The sequence below is a fragment of the Empedobacter sp. 225-1 genome, from assembly GCF_030328185.1.
GTDB classification, from domain to species: domain Bacteria; phylum Bacteroidota; class Bacteroidia; order Flavobacteriales; family Weeksellaceae; genus Empedobacter; species Empedobacter stercoris.
Genome location: NZ_JACALO010000001.1, coordinates 16,588 through 33,362 on the forward strand (window position 1 = coordinate 16,588; position 16,775 = coordinate 33,362).

Annotated in this window: 17 protein-coding genes and 2 tRNA genes; 11 read left to right on the forward strand and 8 right to left on the reverse strand. The window is 32.3% G+C overall.

Going from position 1 to position 16,775, the window contains the following annotated elements; genetic code table 11:
* Positions 1 to 8: 8 nt before the first annotated feature.
* The 4 genes from gldD (at position 9) to HX088_RS00100 (ending at position 2,272) form a co-directional block, all read left to right on the forward strand.
* The gene (gene gldD / locus HX088_RS00085; RefSeq protein ID WP_286482872.1) at positions 9 to 617 is read left to right on the forward strand and encodes a gliding motility lipoprotein GldD; all 609 of its coding nucleotides are present in this window, start codon (positions 9 to 11) and stop codon (positions 615 to 617) included.
* 73 nt (positions 618 to 690) lie between these two features.
* Positions 691 to 2,001, forward strand: coding sequence for an RIP metalloprotease RseP (gene rseP / locus HX088_RS00090; RefSeq protein WP_260541720.1), 1,311 nt, complete (start codon positions 691 to 693; stop codon positions 1,999 to 2,001).
* Positions 2,002 to 2,066: 65 nt separating this feature from the next.
* A tRNA-Asn gene (locus HX088_RS00095) sits at positions 2,067 to 2,140 on the forward strand.
* Positions 2,141 to 2,198: 58 nt separating this feature from the next.
* Positions 2,199 to 2,272, forward strand: a tRNA-Asn gene (locus HX088_RS00100).
* A 31-nt stretch (positions 2,273 to 2,303) separates the two neighbouring features.
* Here the strand turns inward: HX088_RS00100 and meaB are convergent.
* The 5 genes from meaB to HX088_RS00125 all read right to left on the reverse strand — a co-directional run bounded on the left by meaB (position 2,304) and on the right by HX088_RS00125 (position 6,747).
* Positions 2,304 to 3,275 carry a methylmalonyl Co-A mutase-associated GTPase MeaB gene (gene meaB / locus HX088_RS00105; RefSeq protein WP_286482874.1) on the reverse strand — a complete coding sequence of 324 codons (972 nt, stop codon included), beginning with the start codon at positions 3,273 to 3,275 and terminating at the stop codon, positions 2,304 to 2,306.
* Positions 3,276 to 3,447: 172 nt separating this feature from the next.
* Complete coding sequence (locus tag HX088_RS00110; RefSeq protein WP_286482876.1) at positions 3,448 to 4,083, reverse strand: helix-turn-helix domain-containing protein; 636 nt, start codon at positions 4,081 to 4,083, stop codon at positions 3,448 to 3,450.
* A 123-nt stretch (positions 4,084 to 4,206) separates the two neighbouring features.
* Entirely contained in the window at positions 4,207 to 4,377 is a 171-nt protein-coding gene (locus tag HX088_RS00115; RefSeq protein ID WP_286482877.1) for a FeoB-associated Cys-rich membrane protein, read from the reverse strand.
* 4 nt (positions 4,378 to 4,381) lie between these two features.
* Positions 4,382 to 6,481 (reverse strand): ferrous iron transport protein B, encoded by a 2,100-nt coding sequence (gene feoB / locus HX088_RS00120; protein ID WP_260541726.1) that lies wholly within the window; start codon positions 6,479 to 6,481, stop codon positions 4,382 to 4,384.
* On the reverse strand, positions 6,481 to 6,747 hold the full coding sequence (locus HX088_RS00125) for a FeoA family protein (RefSeq protein ID WP_225532484.1): 267 nt from the start codon (positions 6,745 to 6,747) through the stop codon (positions 6,481 to 6,483). Before HX088_RS00125 ends, feoB begins: the two co-directional genes overlap by 1 nt.
* 147 nt (positions 6,748 to 6,894) lie before the next feature.
* Here HX088_RS00125 and rplU point away from each other — a divergent pair, with 147 nt between their 5' ends.
* Both rplU and rpmA read left to right on the forward strand, forming a co-directional pair.
* Positions 6,895 to 7,200 (forward strand): 50S ribosomal protein L21, encoded by a 306-nt coding sequence (gene rplU / locus HX088_RS00130; RefSeq protein ID WP_171623477.1) that lies wholly within the window; start codon positions 6,895 to 6,897, stop codon positions 7,198 to 7,200.
* A 43-nt stretch (positions 7,201 to 7,243) separates the two neighbouring features.
* Positions 7,244 to 7,501: a 50S ribosomal protein L27 gene (rpmA, locus tag HX088_RS00135; RefSeq protein ID WP_150431414.1), complete on the forward strand. Its 258-nt coding sequence runs from the start codon at positions 7,244 to 7,246 to the stop codon at positions 7,499 to 7,501.
* Positions 7,502 to 7,950: 449 nt separating this feature from the next.
* Here rpmA and thiL read toward each other — a convergent pair whose 3' ends face one another.
* Both thiL and HX088_RS00145 read right to left on the reverse strand, forming a co-directional pair.
* Positions 7,951 to 9,009, reverse strand: a complete 1,059-nt coding sequence (thiL, locus tag HX088_RS00140; RefSeq protein ID WP_286482885.1) for a thiamine-phosphate kinase — start codon at positions 9,007 to 9,009, stop codon at positions 7,951 to 7,953.
* Between the two features lie 4 nt (positions 9,010 to 9,013).
* Positions 9,014 to 9,520, reverse strand: coding sequence for an acyl-CoA thioesterase (locus tag HX088_RS00145; protein ID WP_171623475.1), 507 nt, complete (start codon positions 9,518 to 9,520; stop codon positions 9,014 to 9,016).
* A gap of 162 nt (positions 9,521 to 9,682) precedes the next feature.
* Between HX088_RS00145 and HX088_RS00150 the strand changes: the two genes are divergently transcribed.
* From HX088_RS00150 to HX088_RS00170, 5 genes are all read left to right on the forward strand, one after another.
* Positions 9,683 to 10,510: a universal stress protein gene (locus HX088_RS00150; protein ID WP_260541730.1), complete on the forward strand. Its 828-nt coding sequence runs from the start codon at positions 9,683 to 9,685 to the stop codon at positions 10,508 to 10,510.
* A 107-nt stretch (positions 10,511 to 10,617) separates the two neighbouring features.
* Positions 10,618 to 11,454, forward strand: a complete 837-nt coding sequence (locus HX088_RS00155; protein WP_260541732.1) for a universal stress protein — start codon at positions 10,618 to 10,620, stop codon at positions 11,452 to 11,454.
* A 70-nt stretch (positions 11,455 to 11,524) separates the two neighbouring features.
* The gene (locus HX088_RS00160; RefSeq protein ID WP_286482888.1) at positions 11,525 to 12,736 is read left to right on the forward strand and encodes a BaiN/RdsA family NAD(P)/FAD-dependent oxidoreductase; all 1,212 of its coding nucleotides are present in this window, start codon (positions 11,525 to 11,527) and stop codon (positions 12,734 to 12,736) included.
* 138 nt (positions 12,737 to 12,874) lie between these two features.
* A complete protein-coding gene (locus HX088_RS00165; protein ID WP_284583050.1) occupies positions 12,875 to 14,107 on the forward strand; it encodes an OmpP1/FadL family transporter in 1,233 nt (410 codons plus the stop codon).
* A 9-nt stretch (positions 14,108 to 14,116) separates the two neighbouring features.
* Positions 14,117 to 15,688: an SGNH/GDSL hydrolase family protein gene (locus HX088_RS00170; RefSeq protein WP_286482889.1), complete on the forward strand. Its 1,572-nt coding sequence runs from the start codon at positions 14,117 to 14,119 to the stop codon at positions 15,686 to 15,688.
* A 64-nt stretch (positions 15,689 to 15,752) separates the two neighbouring features.
* Here HX088_RS00170 and fbp read toward each other — a convergent pair whose 3' ends face one another.
* Positions 15,753 to 16,769 carry a class 1 fructose-bisphosphatase gene (gene fbp / locus HX088_RS00175; RefSeq protein WP_260541737.1) on the reverse strand — a complete coding sequence of 339 codons (1,017 nt, stop codon included), beginning with the start codon at positions 16,767 to 16,769 and terminating at the stop codon, positions 15,753 to 15,755.
* Between the last annotated feature and the right edge of the window lie 6 nt (positions 16,770 to 16,775).

Consider the following 16,775-nt stretch of genomic DNA (forward strand, 5'->3'; position numbering starts at 1 on the left):
ATTATTAAATGAATTTTACAAAATCTAGCGTTTTACGTTATACCATGAATTTTAAAACTATAATAGCATTATGTAGTAGTGCTATTTTTTTTGTGTCATGTAATAAAAGCGAGGATATCGCCAAGCCTTTGGGACAAGTGCGCCTTGAATATCCTGAGCAAACTTACCTTACATTTAAAGAAAATGTTCCTTATACATTTCAATATTCTAATTTTGGGAAAATTATAGAAGGGAAAAAAACAAACTCTTTTAATATTGTTTATCCAAGCATGAAAGCAACGATTTACTTGACTTATTTTCCAGTTCAATCACCTCAAGATTTAATCATTCAAATTAAAGAAAGTGAAAGCTTTGTACAAGAACAGACGGTTAAAGCCAGCTTTATTTCGCCTCAAGAATTTTCTTTTCCAGAAAGAAAGGTTTTTGGTACTATGTATGAGTTAGGAGGAGAATCCGCAATTAACATTCAATTTCATGCAACCGATAGCCTCAAGAATTTTTTGGCAGGTTCGGTATATTTCAAAACTCAACCAAAGCCAGATTCATTAGCTCCTGCAGTTGATTACATCAAGAAAGATGTAAAAAAATTGTTAGAAACCTTAGAATGGAAAAAATAAAATGCGTTGGTAAATAAAAACAATTAATTTTGTAGTCATTTAAAAATTAGAACATAATCAAATTTAAAATAATATGTTAATACAGATAGCTACCTTAATGCTTAGTTTGATGCTTTTAGTAATGTTGCACGAACTTGGACATTATGTTACAGCACGATGGTTTGGCGTTCGAGTAGAACGTTTCTTTTGTTTTTTCGATGTGAAATTTGCCATTTGGAAAAAGAAAATTGGAGATACCGTTTATGGGATCGGTTGGTTACCACTTGGAGGTTATGTAAAACTTTCGGGAATGATTGACGAGAGCATGGATTTGGAACAAATGAAACAAGAACCAAAACCCTACGAGTTCCGAGTAAAACCAGCTTGGCAACGATTAATTATTATGTTAGGTGGTATTATTGTCAATATCATTTTAGCAATGATTATTTATGCTGCACTTTTTATTTCGCAAGGAAAAAGTTTTATTGATGTAAATAAAATGCAATATGGAATTGAAGCAAATGAAACACAAACAAAATTTGGTTTACAGAAAGGTGATATTCCTGTTGGTGTAAATGGTGTAAAATATCAAGCACTAAACGAAATAGGCAAAGAAGCTTTGTTGGGAGGTGAAACTTTAGATGTAAAACGTGATGGACAAGAAGTATCATTGCCAATTACAGAAGATTTTAGAACAGAAATCTTGAATGCTAAAGGAAATTTCTTTATTCCGCAAAGTCCAACTGTTGTTGATTCTATCGTGGATAATAGCGCTGCCCAAAAAGCAGGTCTATTAAAGGGTGATAAAATTATTGCAGTGGATGGGTTTACAACACCTTTATTTTCTGATTTTAAAAACAAATTGAAAGATTACAAAGGAAAAACGATTTCTTTAAGTATCGAAAGAAAAGGTGAACCTATTGAATTGATGGTAAATGTAGATAAAGATGGTACAATCGGTTTTAATGCTTCTACTGAATATGTACAATCATTAATTTCGAGAGAAGATTATACAATAGGAGAAGGTATTGCAAAAGGAATTGTAGAGCCTTTTGAAGCAATTGCAACACAAGTACGTGGTATTGGAACATTATTCCAAGTAAAAGATGGTCGTAAGCAAGTTGCGGGTCCGATTGGAATGGTAAAACAAATGCCAACAGAATGGAACTGGTTATTTTTCTGGTCATTTACAGCAATGATTTCTGCCTGGTTAGCCTTTATAAACTTACTACCAATACCTGGTTTAGACGGTGGACACGCTGTTTTTGCGATCTATGAAATGGTCACTGGAAAAAAACCAAGTGAAAAAGTTTTAGAAAAAGCACAAATGATTGGTGTTGTAATTATCTTAGGATTAATGATTTTCATCTTCGGTAATGATATTATCAATATGATTTTTCAATAAAATTTAAAATATTTTTTGTGGGTGTAAAAAATACTATTATATTTGCACCCACAATTAAGCAACATTCCTCCTTAGCTCAGTTGGTTAGAGCATCTGACTGTTAATCAGAGGGTCCTTGGTTCGAGCCCAAGAGGAGGAGCTTTTTTAGTAAAAAGTCAAACAAAGACTTAAAAATAAATTTACAAAATATCGGATTTTCCTCCTTAGCTCAGTTGGTTAGAGCATCTGACTGTTAATCAGAGGGTCCTTGGTTCGAGCCCAAGAGGAGGAGCAAAAAAGACAATCATTACGATTGTCTTTTTTTATTTTATAGTCATTTCAACTGAATGATTGTTTAGCCAATCTTTAGCCATTTCAAAGGCAGAAATGTGTTTGTTTACTTCAATTGGATGAGCTTTTAAAGCTTTTAAATAATGTTGATTAATCAAATCAATAGTGTATCGCTCAGCTTGTTTTAGTTGCTGATTTTCTCTATTTGAACGATAATAATCGTTTTCATTAATAAATGTAAAATAATCTTGGACCAATTCCCATAACTCAGGAACTCCTTTTCCGATTAATCCAGATCCGATAATCGATTTTCTTTTCCATTGAGATGCTTTTGTTGGTAAAAACTGTAATGAGCGTACAATATCTAATTTTGCGTCTTTCACTAATTTTTCTTGAAATGAATCGGATTTGTTGACAAAAATTAGATCTGCCATTTCCATTATTCCTCGTTTAATCCCTTGTAAATCGTCTCCAGAACCAGGAAGTTGTAGGAAAAGAAAAAGATCTGAAATCTCGTTTACAAGTGTTTCCGATTGTCCAACTCCAACAGTCTCGATTAAAATATTTTCGAAACCAGCAGCTTCGCATAGTAAAATAGCTTCATAGGTACGCGATGTAATTCCGCCTAAAGAGCCATTAGAAGCGCTTGGACGAATGTATGCGTTTTCTTCTCGGGATAGATCTTCCATTCGAGTTTTATCGCCTAAGATACTTCCTTTAGACAAAGAGCTACTTGGATCGATTGCAAGAATAGCAACTTTTTCTCCTTGTTGAACGATATACTTTCCTAAAGACTCAATAAATGTACTTTTTCCAACACCTGGAATTCCTGTAATAGCAATCCTTTTAGATGTTTTGGAAGTGGGTAGTAAGCTAATAACTTGATGTGCTAAATTAAGGTCATCTAATCGATTACTTTCCGCAAGTGTAATTGCTCTTGATAAGGCAAATCGATCACCGTCTTTAATTTTTTGTGCAAGTATTTCTGGTTCTATTTTTCGCATAAGACATAATCTTAAATTAAAGATAGAATCTTAATCAAGAATAAAAAAATATAAAGTTAATTTTGATAGGATATTTTATATAGCTCTTCTATTAATATAGATTTTAAAAGAAAGGTATAAATTAAGTTACTGGTTGTAAATGAATAGGATATGTTTTTATAAAACAGAATTATTATTTTTTTTGTTCTTCTTTTATTCTTTTTACAAAAACAGAAGGTGATTCGTTCATAATTTGAGTAAAAATAGTGGTAAAAGTACTATGAGAAGTGAATCCACAGTCACTTGCTAAATAACTCACTTTTGTATTGATGTACTTCGGTTCATTTTTTAAACGGTTGACGATATAGTTTATTCTTAACTCATTCAAGTAAGTATTAAAAGGTTTTTGCCGATGAGTTTTAATCACTTCAGAAAGGTATTTCGTATTTGTTTTAAACTGTTTTGATAGTACAGCAAGATTTATGTCCTTTTTGATAAAATCATTATTTTTCTCAAATTGCTCTAACTTTCGTAACAAATCGTTTTCTGTTTTTGAGGAGATACTCAGATTACTAACGATTTTTTCTTTCCGTATATCTTGTTGTGGAGTAGATTCAGATTCTATATTTCCTGTTGATTTAATTTCTACAATTTTTTTAGCAGCAACTTCGTTCTTTACAGTTTTTATTTTATCATTATTCGTACTTAACTCAATCTCTTGAATAATTTTATTTTTTTTATTTTTTTTATTTTTTGAGATAAAGTAAATAATTAAGCCTAAAATGATTAAAGCTGAAATAACGAAAGAAATGATTATCCAATTGTCCATTTTGTAAAATATAATTCCGAATAAATGAAATAAAACTAATTAGAAATCAATAAAATAATTGATAAATACTAATTCTTTTTAGTGTAAAAATACTCCGAAATTTTGAAATAAAAAAGGCTAACTTTATGAGTTAGCCTTTTTCTGAAATTCATTTTTAGTTGGAGAACAGCCACACCCTTTAGAGCAACCTCCTCCTTTTGAACTAAATGAGTTTCTTATTAATTTAACAATATACCAAATAGCAAATCCAAAAAGAAATGCAATAAAGCCATATTGTATCCAAATATTGTCCATAGGATTATTTTAATAAATGATAAGCAATAAATGCAACAATATATGCCAAACCAGTCATAAATCCTGTCTGAATCAGTGTCCATTTCCAAGAATTTGTTTCTCTTTTTACAATCGCGATAGTGCTCATACATTGCATTGCGAAAGCGTAGAATAATAACAACGAAACTCCTGTTGCAAGATTATATGCAGGTTCACCTGTATTTTGGTTGATTTCTGATTGCATACGATGAAGTAAACGATCTTTTTGACCATCGTCTTCCACATCAACTTCGCCTAAACTATAAACAGTTGACATTGTTCCGACAAATACTTCACGGGCAGCAAAGGAAGAAATCAAACCAATTCCCATCTTCCAATCATATCCCAACGGTTCTACAACTGGTTCTATAACTGCTCCTAATCTTCCTAAGTATGAATGTTCTAATTTATAAGAAGCAATTTCATTGGCTAAATCATCTTCATCCATTTTTGGGTGATGAGCAGTAACTATCTCTTCTGCATTTTTAAATTGTTCTCCTGGTCCAAATGTTCCTAAAACCCATAGAATAATCGAAATTGCAAATATTATTTTACCAGCATCAATCAAGAAACCTAATGTTTTTTCCCATACATTAATTCCAACATTTTTCCAATCAGGAAGTTTGTACGTTGGCATCTCTAAAATCAAGAAACTTTTATGTTTTGCTTTTATAATTAAGTTCAGTAAAATAGCACTTCCCAAAGCTCCTACAACACCTAATATGTACATCACAAATAAGGCCAAGGCTTGGTAACTGAAACCAAATATTTTTTCGTCAGGAATTACCAAGGCAATCAGAACGATATAAATAGGCAAACGAGCAGAACACGTCATAAATGGGGTGACAAGTATCGTTAATAAGCGTTCTTTGTCATTTTCGATGTTACGCGCAGACATAATTGCTGGTACTGCACAAGCAGCGCCCGAGATTAATGGTACAACACTTTTTCCACTTAATCCAAAAGGTTTTAACCATCTATCCATCAAATATACAACACGGCTCATGTATCCCGTTTCTTCCATAATCGAAATGAATAAAAACAAAATGGCAATTTGAGGAACAAAAACAGCAATACCTTCTATTCCTGGTATTATAGCGCCGCCAACTATTTCATTGATGGGTCCTTCGGGTAAAAAACTAATTACTTTTTCATCAAACCAACCAAACAGGTCTTCAACCATTGTCATTAATGGAGCTGACCATGCGTAAACAGCTTGAAAGATTAATAATAAAATCCCTAAAAAGATAACATAACCAAAGACTGGATGAATTAAGATTTTGTCAATTTTATCAGTTAAAGTTTCATTTCCTTCGAATTTATAAGAAATGATGGTATTTAATTTCTCCTCTAAAATTTTATTTCGATCTAAAGCTTCTTTTACTTGTAAACGCTTCGAAATAATAGCGTTTTCTTTTTTTATTGCTTCTAATTTATCTTGCTTCTCTTTTGATAGAAAAGGAACTTCTTTTTGCGATAGATATTGCCAAGCTTGATAATTAGAATCTAATTGAAATTCATTTTTTACATTCTCTACGACTGAAAGATATTCTTTCGTGATTGCATAATGATTAGTGTAATCGGTTGCTTTTTTAGTGAAAGCATCTACCAATTCATCGATACCTTCGCTTGTACGAGCGTTTGTTAAGTATATTTTAGTTTGAAGAAAATCTTCTAATTTTGGTAAATCAATATTAAGGCCTTTGCTCTTAATTTCGTCTTTCATGTTAATGACAAAAATCGCAGGAACATCTAAATCTCGAACTTGTTGATACAATAAAATCGAACGTTTTAAATTTGATGGTTCACCTATAACAATGGCTAAATCAGGATAATGTTTATCGGTTTTGTTTCCTAAAGTTTTGAAAACAATTTCTTCATCCAAAGAACTTGGATAAATAGTATACGTTCCTGGGAAATCTGTAATGAAAAATTTGTTTCCATTTCGTTCAATATTCCCCTCACGTTTCTCTACCGTCACACCAGGATAATTTCCTACTTTTTGACGAAGATTTGTAAGCTTATTAAATAACGAAGTTTTACCAACATTTGGGTTACCAATTAAGGCAATTTTATAATGATTCATTATTTCTTTGTTATCAAGATTTTATCGGCTTCGTTTCTTCTTAATGCTAAAACAGACTTGTTCGATACAATACTGATGCAAATAGGACCACCAAAAGGAGCTTTGTTTTTAACCAGTAAATTAGTACCTGGGACAAAACCCATTTCATAAAATTTTGCAGGAACATCTTCAGTCGTAAAACCAATTACAACAGCTTGTTCACCAATTTTTAAATCTTTTAAAGAATAATTTTCAACCATCTCTACCAATCTATCTTTGATTTTCATTGCAAAGATATGTTATTTTTAATTAATCCAAATAGAAGATATGTCATAGTTTTTTCATCTTTCTAACTAAATTTCAATCAATTCAAGTTCTTAAATTCAAAATTTTGATTATCTTTGCACTCAATTTTCATTTATAAACATTAATTTATGTACGCAATTGTAGAGATAGCAGGGCTTCAATACAAAGTTGAAAAAGACCAACAATTGTTTGTAAACCGTTTAGCAGGTGAAGCAGGAGAAGAAGTAAAATTCGATCGTGTTTTATTAACTGATAACGGAGCAATCACTGTCGGCGCCCCAGTTATAGACGGAGTTACCGTAGTAGCTAAAATCGTTGAACACGTGAAAGGAGACAAAGTAATCGTTTTCAAGAAGAAAAGAAGAAAAGGTTACCAAAAGTCTAACGGACATCGTCAACAATTCACTAAAATTGAAATTGCTTCAATCGGTTAAGATTGAGCAGAGATTAATTATTAACTCTTAAAAACAAAACGAAATGGCACATAAGAAAGGGGTCGGAAGTTCGAAAAATGGTCGTGAATCACATTCGAAACGTTTAGGTGTTAAAATTTTTGGTGGACAAGCAGCAATCGCTGGTAACATTATTGTTCGTCAAAGAGGTACTCAACATCATCCTGGTGATAATGTAGGAATCGGTAAAGATCACACATTATTCGCTTTAGTTGACGGAAAAGTTGTTTTCACTAAAAAACGTAACGATAGATCTTACGTTTCAGTTGAACCATTATCTTAATTGATAATTCGACAGCGAAAACGCTAACAATATAAAAGCTCGAACTTATTGGTTCGAGCTTTTTTGTTTTTTATTGTAATTAAAACAAATGAAATTATTAAGATTAAAATACCTAAACAAAATATAAGGATCCAAAAAACAAGTGAAATTTCTGAAAGCTTTATTTCAAATTTACTATAATTACCTCTTGCTGCAAACATTGCAATCGCATAAATAAGCATTAGAATTGATAAAGATAACAACCCAATTCCTGTTTTGAATAGCATTTTATTTATTGATTTTTTAGACATAATTATTAATAATAATCTAAAATACAACTTATTTCAACTAAAAAAGCATCCAATTTCTTGAATGCTTTTGATTTTATATTTTGGTGAGAAGCTTAATTTCGACAAGCTCAATGCCAGCTTCTTAAAATTCTCACATTTTCGAATTAACTAATTCGTTAATTAACTTTCTTCTTCTGTTTCAACTCCCCAACCTTGTGCCGTTAAAGGAACCATTTGTTCGCTTCCTCGGGTAATTAAGTAATTTTCTTCGTTTTTACCAGTTACATGTCCAATCACCGTTAAATGTGGGTTTCCTTTTATTTTCTCAAAATCTTTTTGATCAATTGTAAACAACAATTCATAATCTTCTCCACCGCTTAAAGCGCATGTAATTGGATTGATTTTGAATTCTTCGGCAGTGCGAATGACAACAGAATCCAACGGAATTTTTTCTTCGTAAATATTGATTCCAACACCACTTTCTTTTGATAAATGAATAATCTCAGAAGATAATCCATCCGAAATATCAATCATAGAAGTTGGTTTTACTTTCAATTCTTTCAAAAGATTGATGATATCTAATCTTGCTTCAGGTTTTAGCTGACGTTCAATTAAATAGGAATAGTTTTCAAAATCAGGTTGATTGTTTGGATTTACTTTCGATACTTGAGCTTCGCGTTCCAAAACCTGTAGACCAAGGAAAGATGCACCTAAATCACCAGAAAGTACAACCAAATCATTTTCTTTTGCTCCACTTCTGTACGCCAAATCTTTTTCAGGAGCCGAGCCAATTGCGGTCATGCTTAGTACAAGTCCACTAACAGATGAAGTGGTGTCACCACCAACGATATCGATTTTGTATTTGTCACATGCGTATTTCATACCATTGTAAATTTCATCAACAGCTTCTATCGTAAAACGATTTGAGATTGCCATCGAAACCAAAATTTGTTTTGGAATAGCATTCATTGCCAAAATATCACTAATTGCAGTTACAACAGCTTTATATCCCAAATGACGCAAAGGCATGTACGACCAACTAAAGTTAACACCTTCTACCAACATGTCTGTTGATACAACAATTTTGTCCTTTTTGTAATCAAGAACAGCAGCATCGTCGCCAATTCCTTTGATAGAGCTTTCTAACTTGATTGGAAAACCTTCTTTAATTTGATGAATTAAACCAAATTCACCGATTTCGGCTAAACTTGTTTTTGAAACGTTTTTATCTTCTAACATGATTTTATTTTTGATTGAAAATTGAAGGATCTATATTTTCTGAACGAAAAGGTAAATTGATAATGTCTTGTTTTGACATTGCTTTGATTGTTTGTCCTTCAAATGATTTTTTAATATTTTCGACCATTTCAGTTGGTGGTGCCTGCATTTTTCTTTTCGACATCGAAAACCAAACACCTGTCAATTCAGAATGGCAAAGATGTACTCCATCTTGGTTATACAAATTGTGAATAAATTGATAAATCATTCCATCTTCTGACATTCCACCAATTTCAACCGAAATATAAATTTCTTCACCTTCCATAGCTTCCTTAAAAAATGAAAATTGTTCGTGTAAAATTGCTGGACCAATACCATATTCAGCTAAGTTATTCATCGAAACACCAAAATCTCTTAAAAAAGCAATTCGAGCAAAGCTTGTGAAATTCATATATGAAGCATTCGCTAAATGACGATTAGCGTCTAAATCTGACCATCGAACAATGGTTTTCTGGAAATATTTATTATTCATGAATTGAAATTTATGAAGTGCAAAGTTACGGATAAGAATTTATTCAAAAATGAATATATTTTTAATCAGCTTAAATTAAAAAAACACAATAATATTTAACTTCAAATTAATTTTACACGCTATTTATTTCGTATATTTAGGGAGCTAATAAAGAGATAGATTATGAAAAAAATATTATTTCCAACCGACTTTTCCGAGACAGCAAATAACGCATTTTTGTATGCGTTGAATTTGGCAGAAAATCAAAATGCAGAGTTGTATATTTTACACGCCTTTCAATATCCAATTGTGAATGCAGGAATTGATGCTGGCATTTTACAAAATGTATATGATACCATTGAATTGAATAAATTTGAAAATCTAAAAGATCACATTCCTTTTCTTAGAAAATTAGCAGGGGATAATGGTTTTGGTGACGTGGAAATGAAATTTTTTATTAAAGAAGGGATGCTTTCATTCGTTTTACCAAATTTTATAGAAGAAGAGAAAGTTGATTTTGTAGTGATGGGAACAACAGGAAATACAGGATTTGATAAAGTACTTTTTGGTTCGAATACGATGAATGCAATTAAACATTTGAAAATTCCAGTTTTGAGTGTTCCGCATGGATATGAATATAAAGGAATAAAAAGCATCGGTTTTACAACAATTTTTGAAGATAAGGACCGTAAAGCCTTAGATTATTTAACAGAAATTGCATATCGATACAAAGCCAAAGTTCATTGTTTACATGTTTCTAAAGATGGAAATTACGATGTCCCTACGCTTAATCATTGGAAAGAATATTACAAAGACGAACCTGTAGATTTTTCTATTTATACAGCAGACGAATCTGTTGATGCAGTTTTAGAATTTATAAAAGAAGAAAAAATTGATTTATTAACAGTGGTAAGTCGCAATAAAGGATTTTTCGAGAAATTATTTTCACCAAGTTTTACCAAAACAATTCTTTCTCAAAATAAAGTACCATTATTTGTTTTTCACGAATAGCGACAATTTTTAGAAAATAACAAAAGCTTAATTATTTTGATAGATTGAGCTTTTTTTTCGCGTAGAACTAAAATTATTCGTAACTTTTGTGTACAAAACACAAAAAAATGAAAAAAATATTGTTCCCAACAGATTTTTCTGAGACGGCTAATAATGCGTTTTTATATGCTCTTAACCTTGCGAAAAGTATAGATGCACAAGTTTATGTATTGCACGTTTATGAACTACCAATGATTACTGGTACTTTGAGTGCAGGTTTAATTCAGAATGTATATGAAACTGTAGAATTAGGAAGTTTTAATAACTTCAAAGATAATATTCCGCAATTAAGGGAAATAGCAGATAAAAACGGATTAAATGAAATTCCAATTAAATTTATTTTAGAAGAAGGAAATTTCTTGTATATATTACGCGAAATCATTGGCGAAGAAAGTGTTGATTTTGTGGTAATGGGAACAGATGGAAATACAGGGATAGAAAAAATGCTTTTTGGTTCCAATACTATTAATGCAATTACATCGATGAAAATTCCTATCTTAAGTATTCCGAATGGAATGATATTCAAAGGATTTAAGAATATAGGTTTTACAACTGTTTTTGATCAAAAAGATAAAGAAGCCTTGAAATATTTGCTTGAAATAGCAAATCGTCATCATGCAAAAATTCATTGTATGCATGTTTCTAAAGACGGAAAATATAATAAACAAGCAATGAAAGATTGGCAAAATCAATTTGCAGGAGACCCAATTTTTTTTGAAATTTATCATGATGCGGATCCTGTAAATGCGGTTTTAGATTTTATCAAAGAAAAAGAAATTGATTTGTTAACCGTTGTTAGTCGAAACAAAGGTTTCTTCGATAAGATATTTTCGCCTGGATTTACAAAAAAAATAGCAAACAAAAATATAACACCTTTGTTCGTTTTTCACGAACAAAAAGCATAAAAGGAGATGTGAAAACATTTCCTTTTTTTATTAAAAATTTCTGTTAAAAATAAAACTTTACCTTTGCTCCGTGAAAAAAATAGCCATTGTAGGAGGTGGTGCAGCAGGATATTTTGTTGCAGCAAACCTTGGAAAAACTGTAGGACAACAAACTGTATTGTTTGAACAAGCAAATTTACCACTACAAAAAGTACGTATTTCGGGTGGAGGAAGGTGTAATGTAACTCATGCATGCTTTGATCCATTGGATTTAGTAGAGTTTTACCCACGTGGGAAAAAGGAATTACTAAGTGTTTTTTATACATTTCAGCCAGGCGATACAATGGCGTGGTTTGATGAACGCGGAGTTGAATTGAAAATTGAAGATGATAATCGTATTTTTCCAGTAAGCGATTCATCTCTTTCTATTATCGAAGCGTTAACTAAAGCGGTTGATCAAAATAAAGTTCAATTAAATTTTTCGGATGGCGTACAAGAAATCAATAAAGTTAATGAAGGTTATGAATTGATTACAAAATCAGGAAAGTATTTTTTTGAAACAGTAATTATTACAACAGGAAGTACACCAAAATTCTGGAAAAGTTTGAAAAACTTAGGTTTGAAGATAATTCAACCTGTTCCTTCTCTATTTACATTTAATTGCAAAGATCCAAGAATCGAAGGGTTGATGGGGATTTCATTCGAAAATGCAGAAGTTAAAATCAATCAACAAAAGTTAGAGGCAGAAGGACCTTTGTTAATAACACATTGGGGATTTAGTGGTCCTGCTATTTTGCGTTTATCAGCTTGGGGAGCTTTAAAATTGAACGAAAGTAATTATAAATTCGAAGCTGAAATTAATTTTGTCAATCAATCTAAAGAAGAAATAGTTTCTTTTTTGAATAATAAGAAACAAGTTGATGCAAAGAAGAATGTACACAAAAACAATCCATTTGATTTTCCTAAACGCTTTTGGTTGAGTATTCTGAATTATTGCAACATAGCCGAAAATAAAGTATATGCCGACTTGTCGAAGAAACATATCGAAGCTTTAGCATCAGAATTAACACAAGGAAAATACCAAATAAATGGTAAAAGCACATTCAAAGATGAGTTTGTGACTGCTGGAGGAGTTGATTTGAAAGAAATTGATTTTCATTCGATGGAAGCTAAAAAATTACCTCATTTGTTCATGGCAGGAGAAGTTTTGAATATTGACGCAATTACTGGAGGTTTTAATTTTCAGGCTTGTTGGTCTGAAGGGTATGTTATATCCGAAAAAATCAAAGAAATTTATCAATAGTGTATATTTTACACAATTAATATTATGGCTGAAAGCCTTAAGTATAAAGTATTTTTTAAAATTTATTATGTTAACATAACATTATTATAAAATTATGTTATTTTTGTTAAAAGGAATTATTAAAAACGAACAAAAAATATGAAGAAAATTTTCTTAACATTAGCATTGATCGGTCTATCTTCATCTGCTTTTGCAGGAGGTTACCGTGTTGCTTTACAAGGAGTTCGCCAAGCTGCTTTAGGTGGAACTTCTGCAACGCAAACTCGTGATGCGAGTGTGGCGTTTTATAACCCTGCAGGATTAGCTTTTGTAGAGAGCAAATTGAGTATTGCTGTTGGAGGTTTTGGTGTGAAAACTGACGTAAAATGGCAAGATCCAACAACTTTCCAAAAAGCTGAAACGGATAGTAAATTAGGAACTCCAATGTATTTGGCGGTGAGTTACAAACCTGTTGATGATTTAGCGGTAGGGATTAGTGTGACTACTCCATTTGGTAGCTCGGTAACTTGGCCAGAAGATTGGCAAAATAAGGCTAACATCACGCATATCGATTTGAAAGCATTTAATATTCAGCCAACAGTTGCCTATCGTTTTTCAGATTGGTTTAGTTTAGGTTTAGGTTTTATCTATACACATGGATCGGCTAAATTAGAGAAAGTACAAACAGTTGCTGGAAATGATATTAAACTTAGATTAGAGGATAAAGATGCTCATGGTTTAGGATTTAATGTAGGAGCAATGTTCAAACCAACCGAAAAATTCGGAGTTGGATTAGCTTACCGTTCTAATGTAGATGTTTCTGCAAACAAAGGAGATGTGACATGGATGGATGTTCCGGCTGGAATTGCATCTAATGTGCCTTTTAACACAGATAAATGGAATACAACATTACCACTTCCATCTGAATTTACTTTCGGAATGTCTTACAAAGTTCTACCTCAATTAGAGCTTTTTGGAGATGTAGTGTGGCAAAACTGGACACGTTACAAAAGTTTAGATATTAATTTATACAACGACGCGTCAAATACATTCTATACTTCAACGTCAACAAAAAATTGGAAAGACAATACTTTATTCCGTTTTGGAGCAGAATATACATTTAACGAGATGATTACAGGGCGTGTAGGGTATTACCATGATAAATCTCCAGTTCCAGGAGCATATTGGTCTTCAGAAACACCAAGTTCTAATTTAAACTCTGTATCAGCTGGATTAGGATTTAAATTTAACAATGGATTTTACTTAGATTTATTTGGATCTTATGTTCAAGGTGATGAAAGATATATTAATAACATCGAACAAAATTTCTCTGGAGATGTTAAGATGCGTGCAATTAACTTTGGTTTAGGACTAACGTATAACCTTAAATAACACTACAAAATGAAACATTTAAATAAAATAGTTTTAGTTGCTTTAGCTGCTACAATGTTTAGTTGTGATCAAGACTTTGAGCATCCAATCGAGGATATTCAAGTTACAGCAGGTGAAGCTAACTTTTCAAAATATATTGCTTTAGGAAACTCGTTGACTTCTGGTTATAGAGATAATGCATTATACAGATCAGGACAAGAAAATTCTTATCCAAATATGTTAGCTGGATTAATGAAAGCTGCAGGAGGAGGGGAGTTCAAAATTCCTTATATGCCAAATGACACAGGAGGTTTTACAAATTTACCAGGTTTTTCGGGTAAGTTGACTTTGCAAATTGTAAATGGAGCTTTAACACCAGTTCCTACTGCACCAGGAGCAGCGTTAGATATTTTAGCTGATAAAGGGACTTACCAAAACATGGGAGTTCCAGGAGCAAAATCTTATCATTTGGTTGCACCAGGTTATGGAAATCCAGCAGGATTACAAACTGATCCTGTAACAGCGAATCCGTATTTTGTGCGTTTTGCAAGCGGTGCGACAACTTCTGTAGTTGCAGATGCAGTTGCGCAAAAGCCTACATTCTTCTCCTATTGGATTGGAAATAATGATGTATTAGGTTATGCAACATCTGGAGGAGTTGGAGTAGATCATAATGAAACAAATAATGTTGATCCAAGAACGTATGGAGGTTCTGATATCTCTAATGTAAATGTTGTGAAATCTACAATTAATGATGGATTGAAAGCTTTAACTGCTGCAGGAGCAAAAGGAGTAATTGCAAATATTCCTTCTGTAACATCTATTCCATATTTTACAACGGTTCCATACGCACCATTATCGCCTGCAAACCCAAGTTTTGCACCAATGATTGATGAGTTAAATGCAACTTATGCAGGATTAAATCAAGTATTTGATGCGGTTGGTGCTTCTGATAGAAAAATTTCATTTTCTAAAACTGCTGCAAGCGCTGTAGTAATTAAAGATAAAGATTTAGCGGATTTATCAACAACGATTACTGCTGCTTTAATTAAAGCAGGATATGATGCTGGAACAGCGACTTTATTTGGAATGACTTACGGACAAGCGCGTCAAGCGACTGCAAAAGATTTATTGGTTTTAACTTCTTCTTCTGTAATTGGAAAAGTAGATACTAATAGAGTTGGAGAATTAATGAAATTAGGATTAACTCAAGAAGAAGCTGGTAAATTATCGGTAGTTGGTGTTAGTTATCCAATGGCAGATAATTATGTATTAACAGCAAAAGAAACAGCAAAAGCAGAAGCGGCTGTGGTTAAATACAATGCAGCAATTGCTGAATTAGCAACAGCTTATAATTTAGCTTTAGTGGATGCATATTCTGAAATGAAGAAATTAAGTTCTCAATCGGGAATTAAATACTATGGTCAAACATATACAACAACTTTCGTTTCTGGTGGAGCGTTCTCTTTAGACGGAGTTCATTTAACTGGAACTGGATATGCCATTGTAGCAAATATGTTTGCGGATGCAATTAACAAAAAATATCATTCTACTTTAAGACACGTTTATCCAGGAAATTATCCAGGTATAGCAATTCCTTAATAGAATATAGTATAAAAAATCCGCTCATTGAGCGGATTTTTTATTGATAATTTTTTGAAAAACTTTAGTTAGATTCTGCTTCACGCAAAAACTCTTCTGCTTTATCAACCATATTTTTAGATCCACAAAAGAAAGGAATACGTTGATGCAATTCAGTTGGGACGATGTCCATAATACGATTAAACCCATCAGTAGCTTTACCACCAGCTTGTTCTGCAATAAAAGCCATCGGATTACATTCATATAATAAACGCAATTTACCATTTGGGTTATTTGTTCCAGAAGGATAGATGTAAATTCCACCTTTCAACATGTTACGGTGAAAATCTGAACATAATGAACCAATGTAACGAGAAGTGTATGGACGATCTTCTTCATCAGCCTGACAATATTTGATGTAGTTCTTAACACCTTGAGGGAATTTCACATAATTACCTTCATTTACCGAATAAATATTACCATCTTCTGGAATACACATATTAGGATGTGATAAATAGAACGTTCCAATTCCTGGATTCAATGTAAATCCATTCACCCCATTTCCAGTTGTGTAAACCAACATAGTCGATGTTCCGTAAATCACATATCCAGCTGCAACTTGTTTATTTCCTGGTTGTAAAAAATCTGCTTTTGTTACAGGAGTTCCTGGTTCTGTAACACGATGATAGATAGAGAAAATTGTACCAACAGAAACGTTTACATCAATATTAGAAGAACCATCTAAGGGATCAATTAAAACAACATATTTGCTATTTTTTGAATTTTTAGAAGGTTGAATAGCGATGAAATCTTCATTTTCTTCTGAGGCGATTCCACAAACAACTTCACGTTGTGATAAAGTGTCAATGAAAGTTTCATTCGCAAAAACATCTAATTTTTGCTGTTTTTCACCTTGTACATTTTCGTTTCCGAATTCTCCTAAAATGTTAACTAATCCTGCTTTGTTTACTTTGTAATTAACAACTTTTGTTGCTAATTTAATCGAACTCAATAATCTAGATAGTTCTCCAGATGAGTAAATAAAATCTGCTTGATTTTCTATGATAAACTCTCCAAGAGTTTGATGAGAATTTGTGTTCATAATTAT

Coding starts and splice junctions, on each gene's coding strand:
- gldD (WP_286482872.1), top strand. CDS start 9: ATGAATTTTACAAAATCTAGCGTTTTACGTTATACCATGAATTTTAAA.
- rseP (WP_260541720.1), top strand. CDS start 691: ATGTTAATACAGATAGCTACCTTAATGCTTAGTTTGATGCTTTTAGTA.
- meaB (WP_286482874.1), bottom strand. CDS start 3,275: ATGCGAAAAATAGAACCAGAAATACTTGCACAAAAAATTAAAGACGGT.
- HX088_RS00110 (WP_286482876.1), bottom strand. CDS start 4,083: ATGGACAATTGGATAATCATTTCTTTCGTTATTTCAGCTTTAATCATT.
- HX088_RS00115 (WP_286482877.1), bottom strand. CDS start 4,377: ATGGACAATATTTGGATACAATATGGCTTTATTGCATTTCTTTTTGGA.
- feoB (WP_260541726.1), bottom strand. CDS start 6,481: ATGAATCATTATAAAATTGCCTTAATTGGTAACCCAAATGTTGGTAAA.
- HX088_RS00125 (WP_225532484.1), bottom strand. CDS start 6,747: ATGAAAATCAAAGATAGATTGGTAGAGATGGTTGAAAATTATTCTTTA.
- rplU (WP_171623477.1), top strand. CDS start 6,895: ATGTACGCAATTGTAGAGATAGCAGGGCTTCAATACAAAGTTGAAAAA.
- rpmA (WP_150431414.1), top strand. CDS start 7,244: ATGGCACATAAGAAAGGGGTCGGAAGTTCGAAAAATGGTCGTGAATCA.
- thiL (WP_286482885.1), bottom strand. CDS start 9,009: ATGTTAGAAGATAAAAACGTTTCAAAAACAAGTTTAGCCGAAATCGGT.
- HX088_RS00145 (WP_171623475.1), bottom strand. CDS start 9,520: ATGAATAATAAATATTTCCAGAAAACCATTGTTCGATGGTCAGATTTA.
- HX088_RS00150 (WP_260541730.1), top strand. CDS start 9,683: ATGAAAAAAATATTATTTCCAACCGACTTTTCCGAGACAGCAAATAAC.
- HX088_RS00155 (WP_260541732.1), top strand. CDS start 10,618: ATGAAAAAAATATTGTTCCCAACAGATTTTTCTGAGACGGCTAATAAT.
- HX088_RS00165 (WP_284583050.1), top strand. CDS start 12,875: ATGAAGAAAATTTTCTTAACATTAGCATTGATCGGTCTATCTTCATCT.
- HX088_RS00170 (WP_286482889.1), top strand. CDS start 14,117: ATGAAACATTTAAATAAAATAGTTTTAGTTGCTTTAGCTGCTACAATG.
- fbp (WP_260541737.1), bottom strand. CDS start 16,769: ATGAACACAAATTCTCATCAAACTCTTGGAGAGTTTATCATAGAAAAT.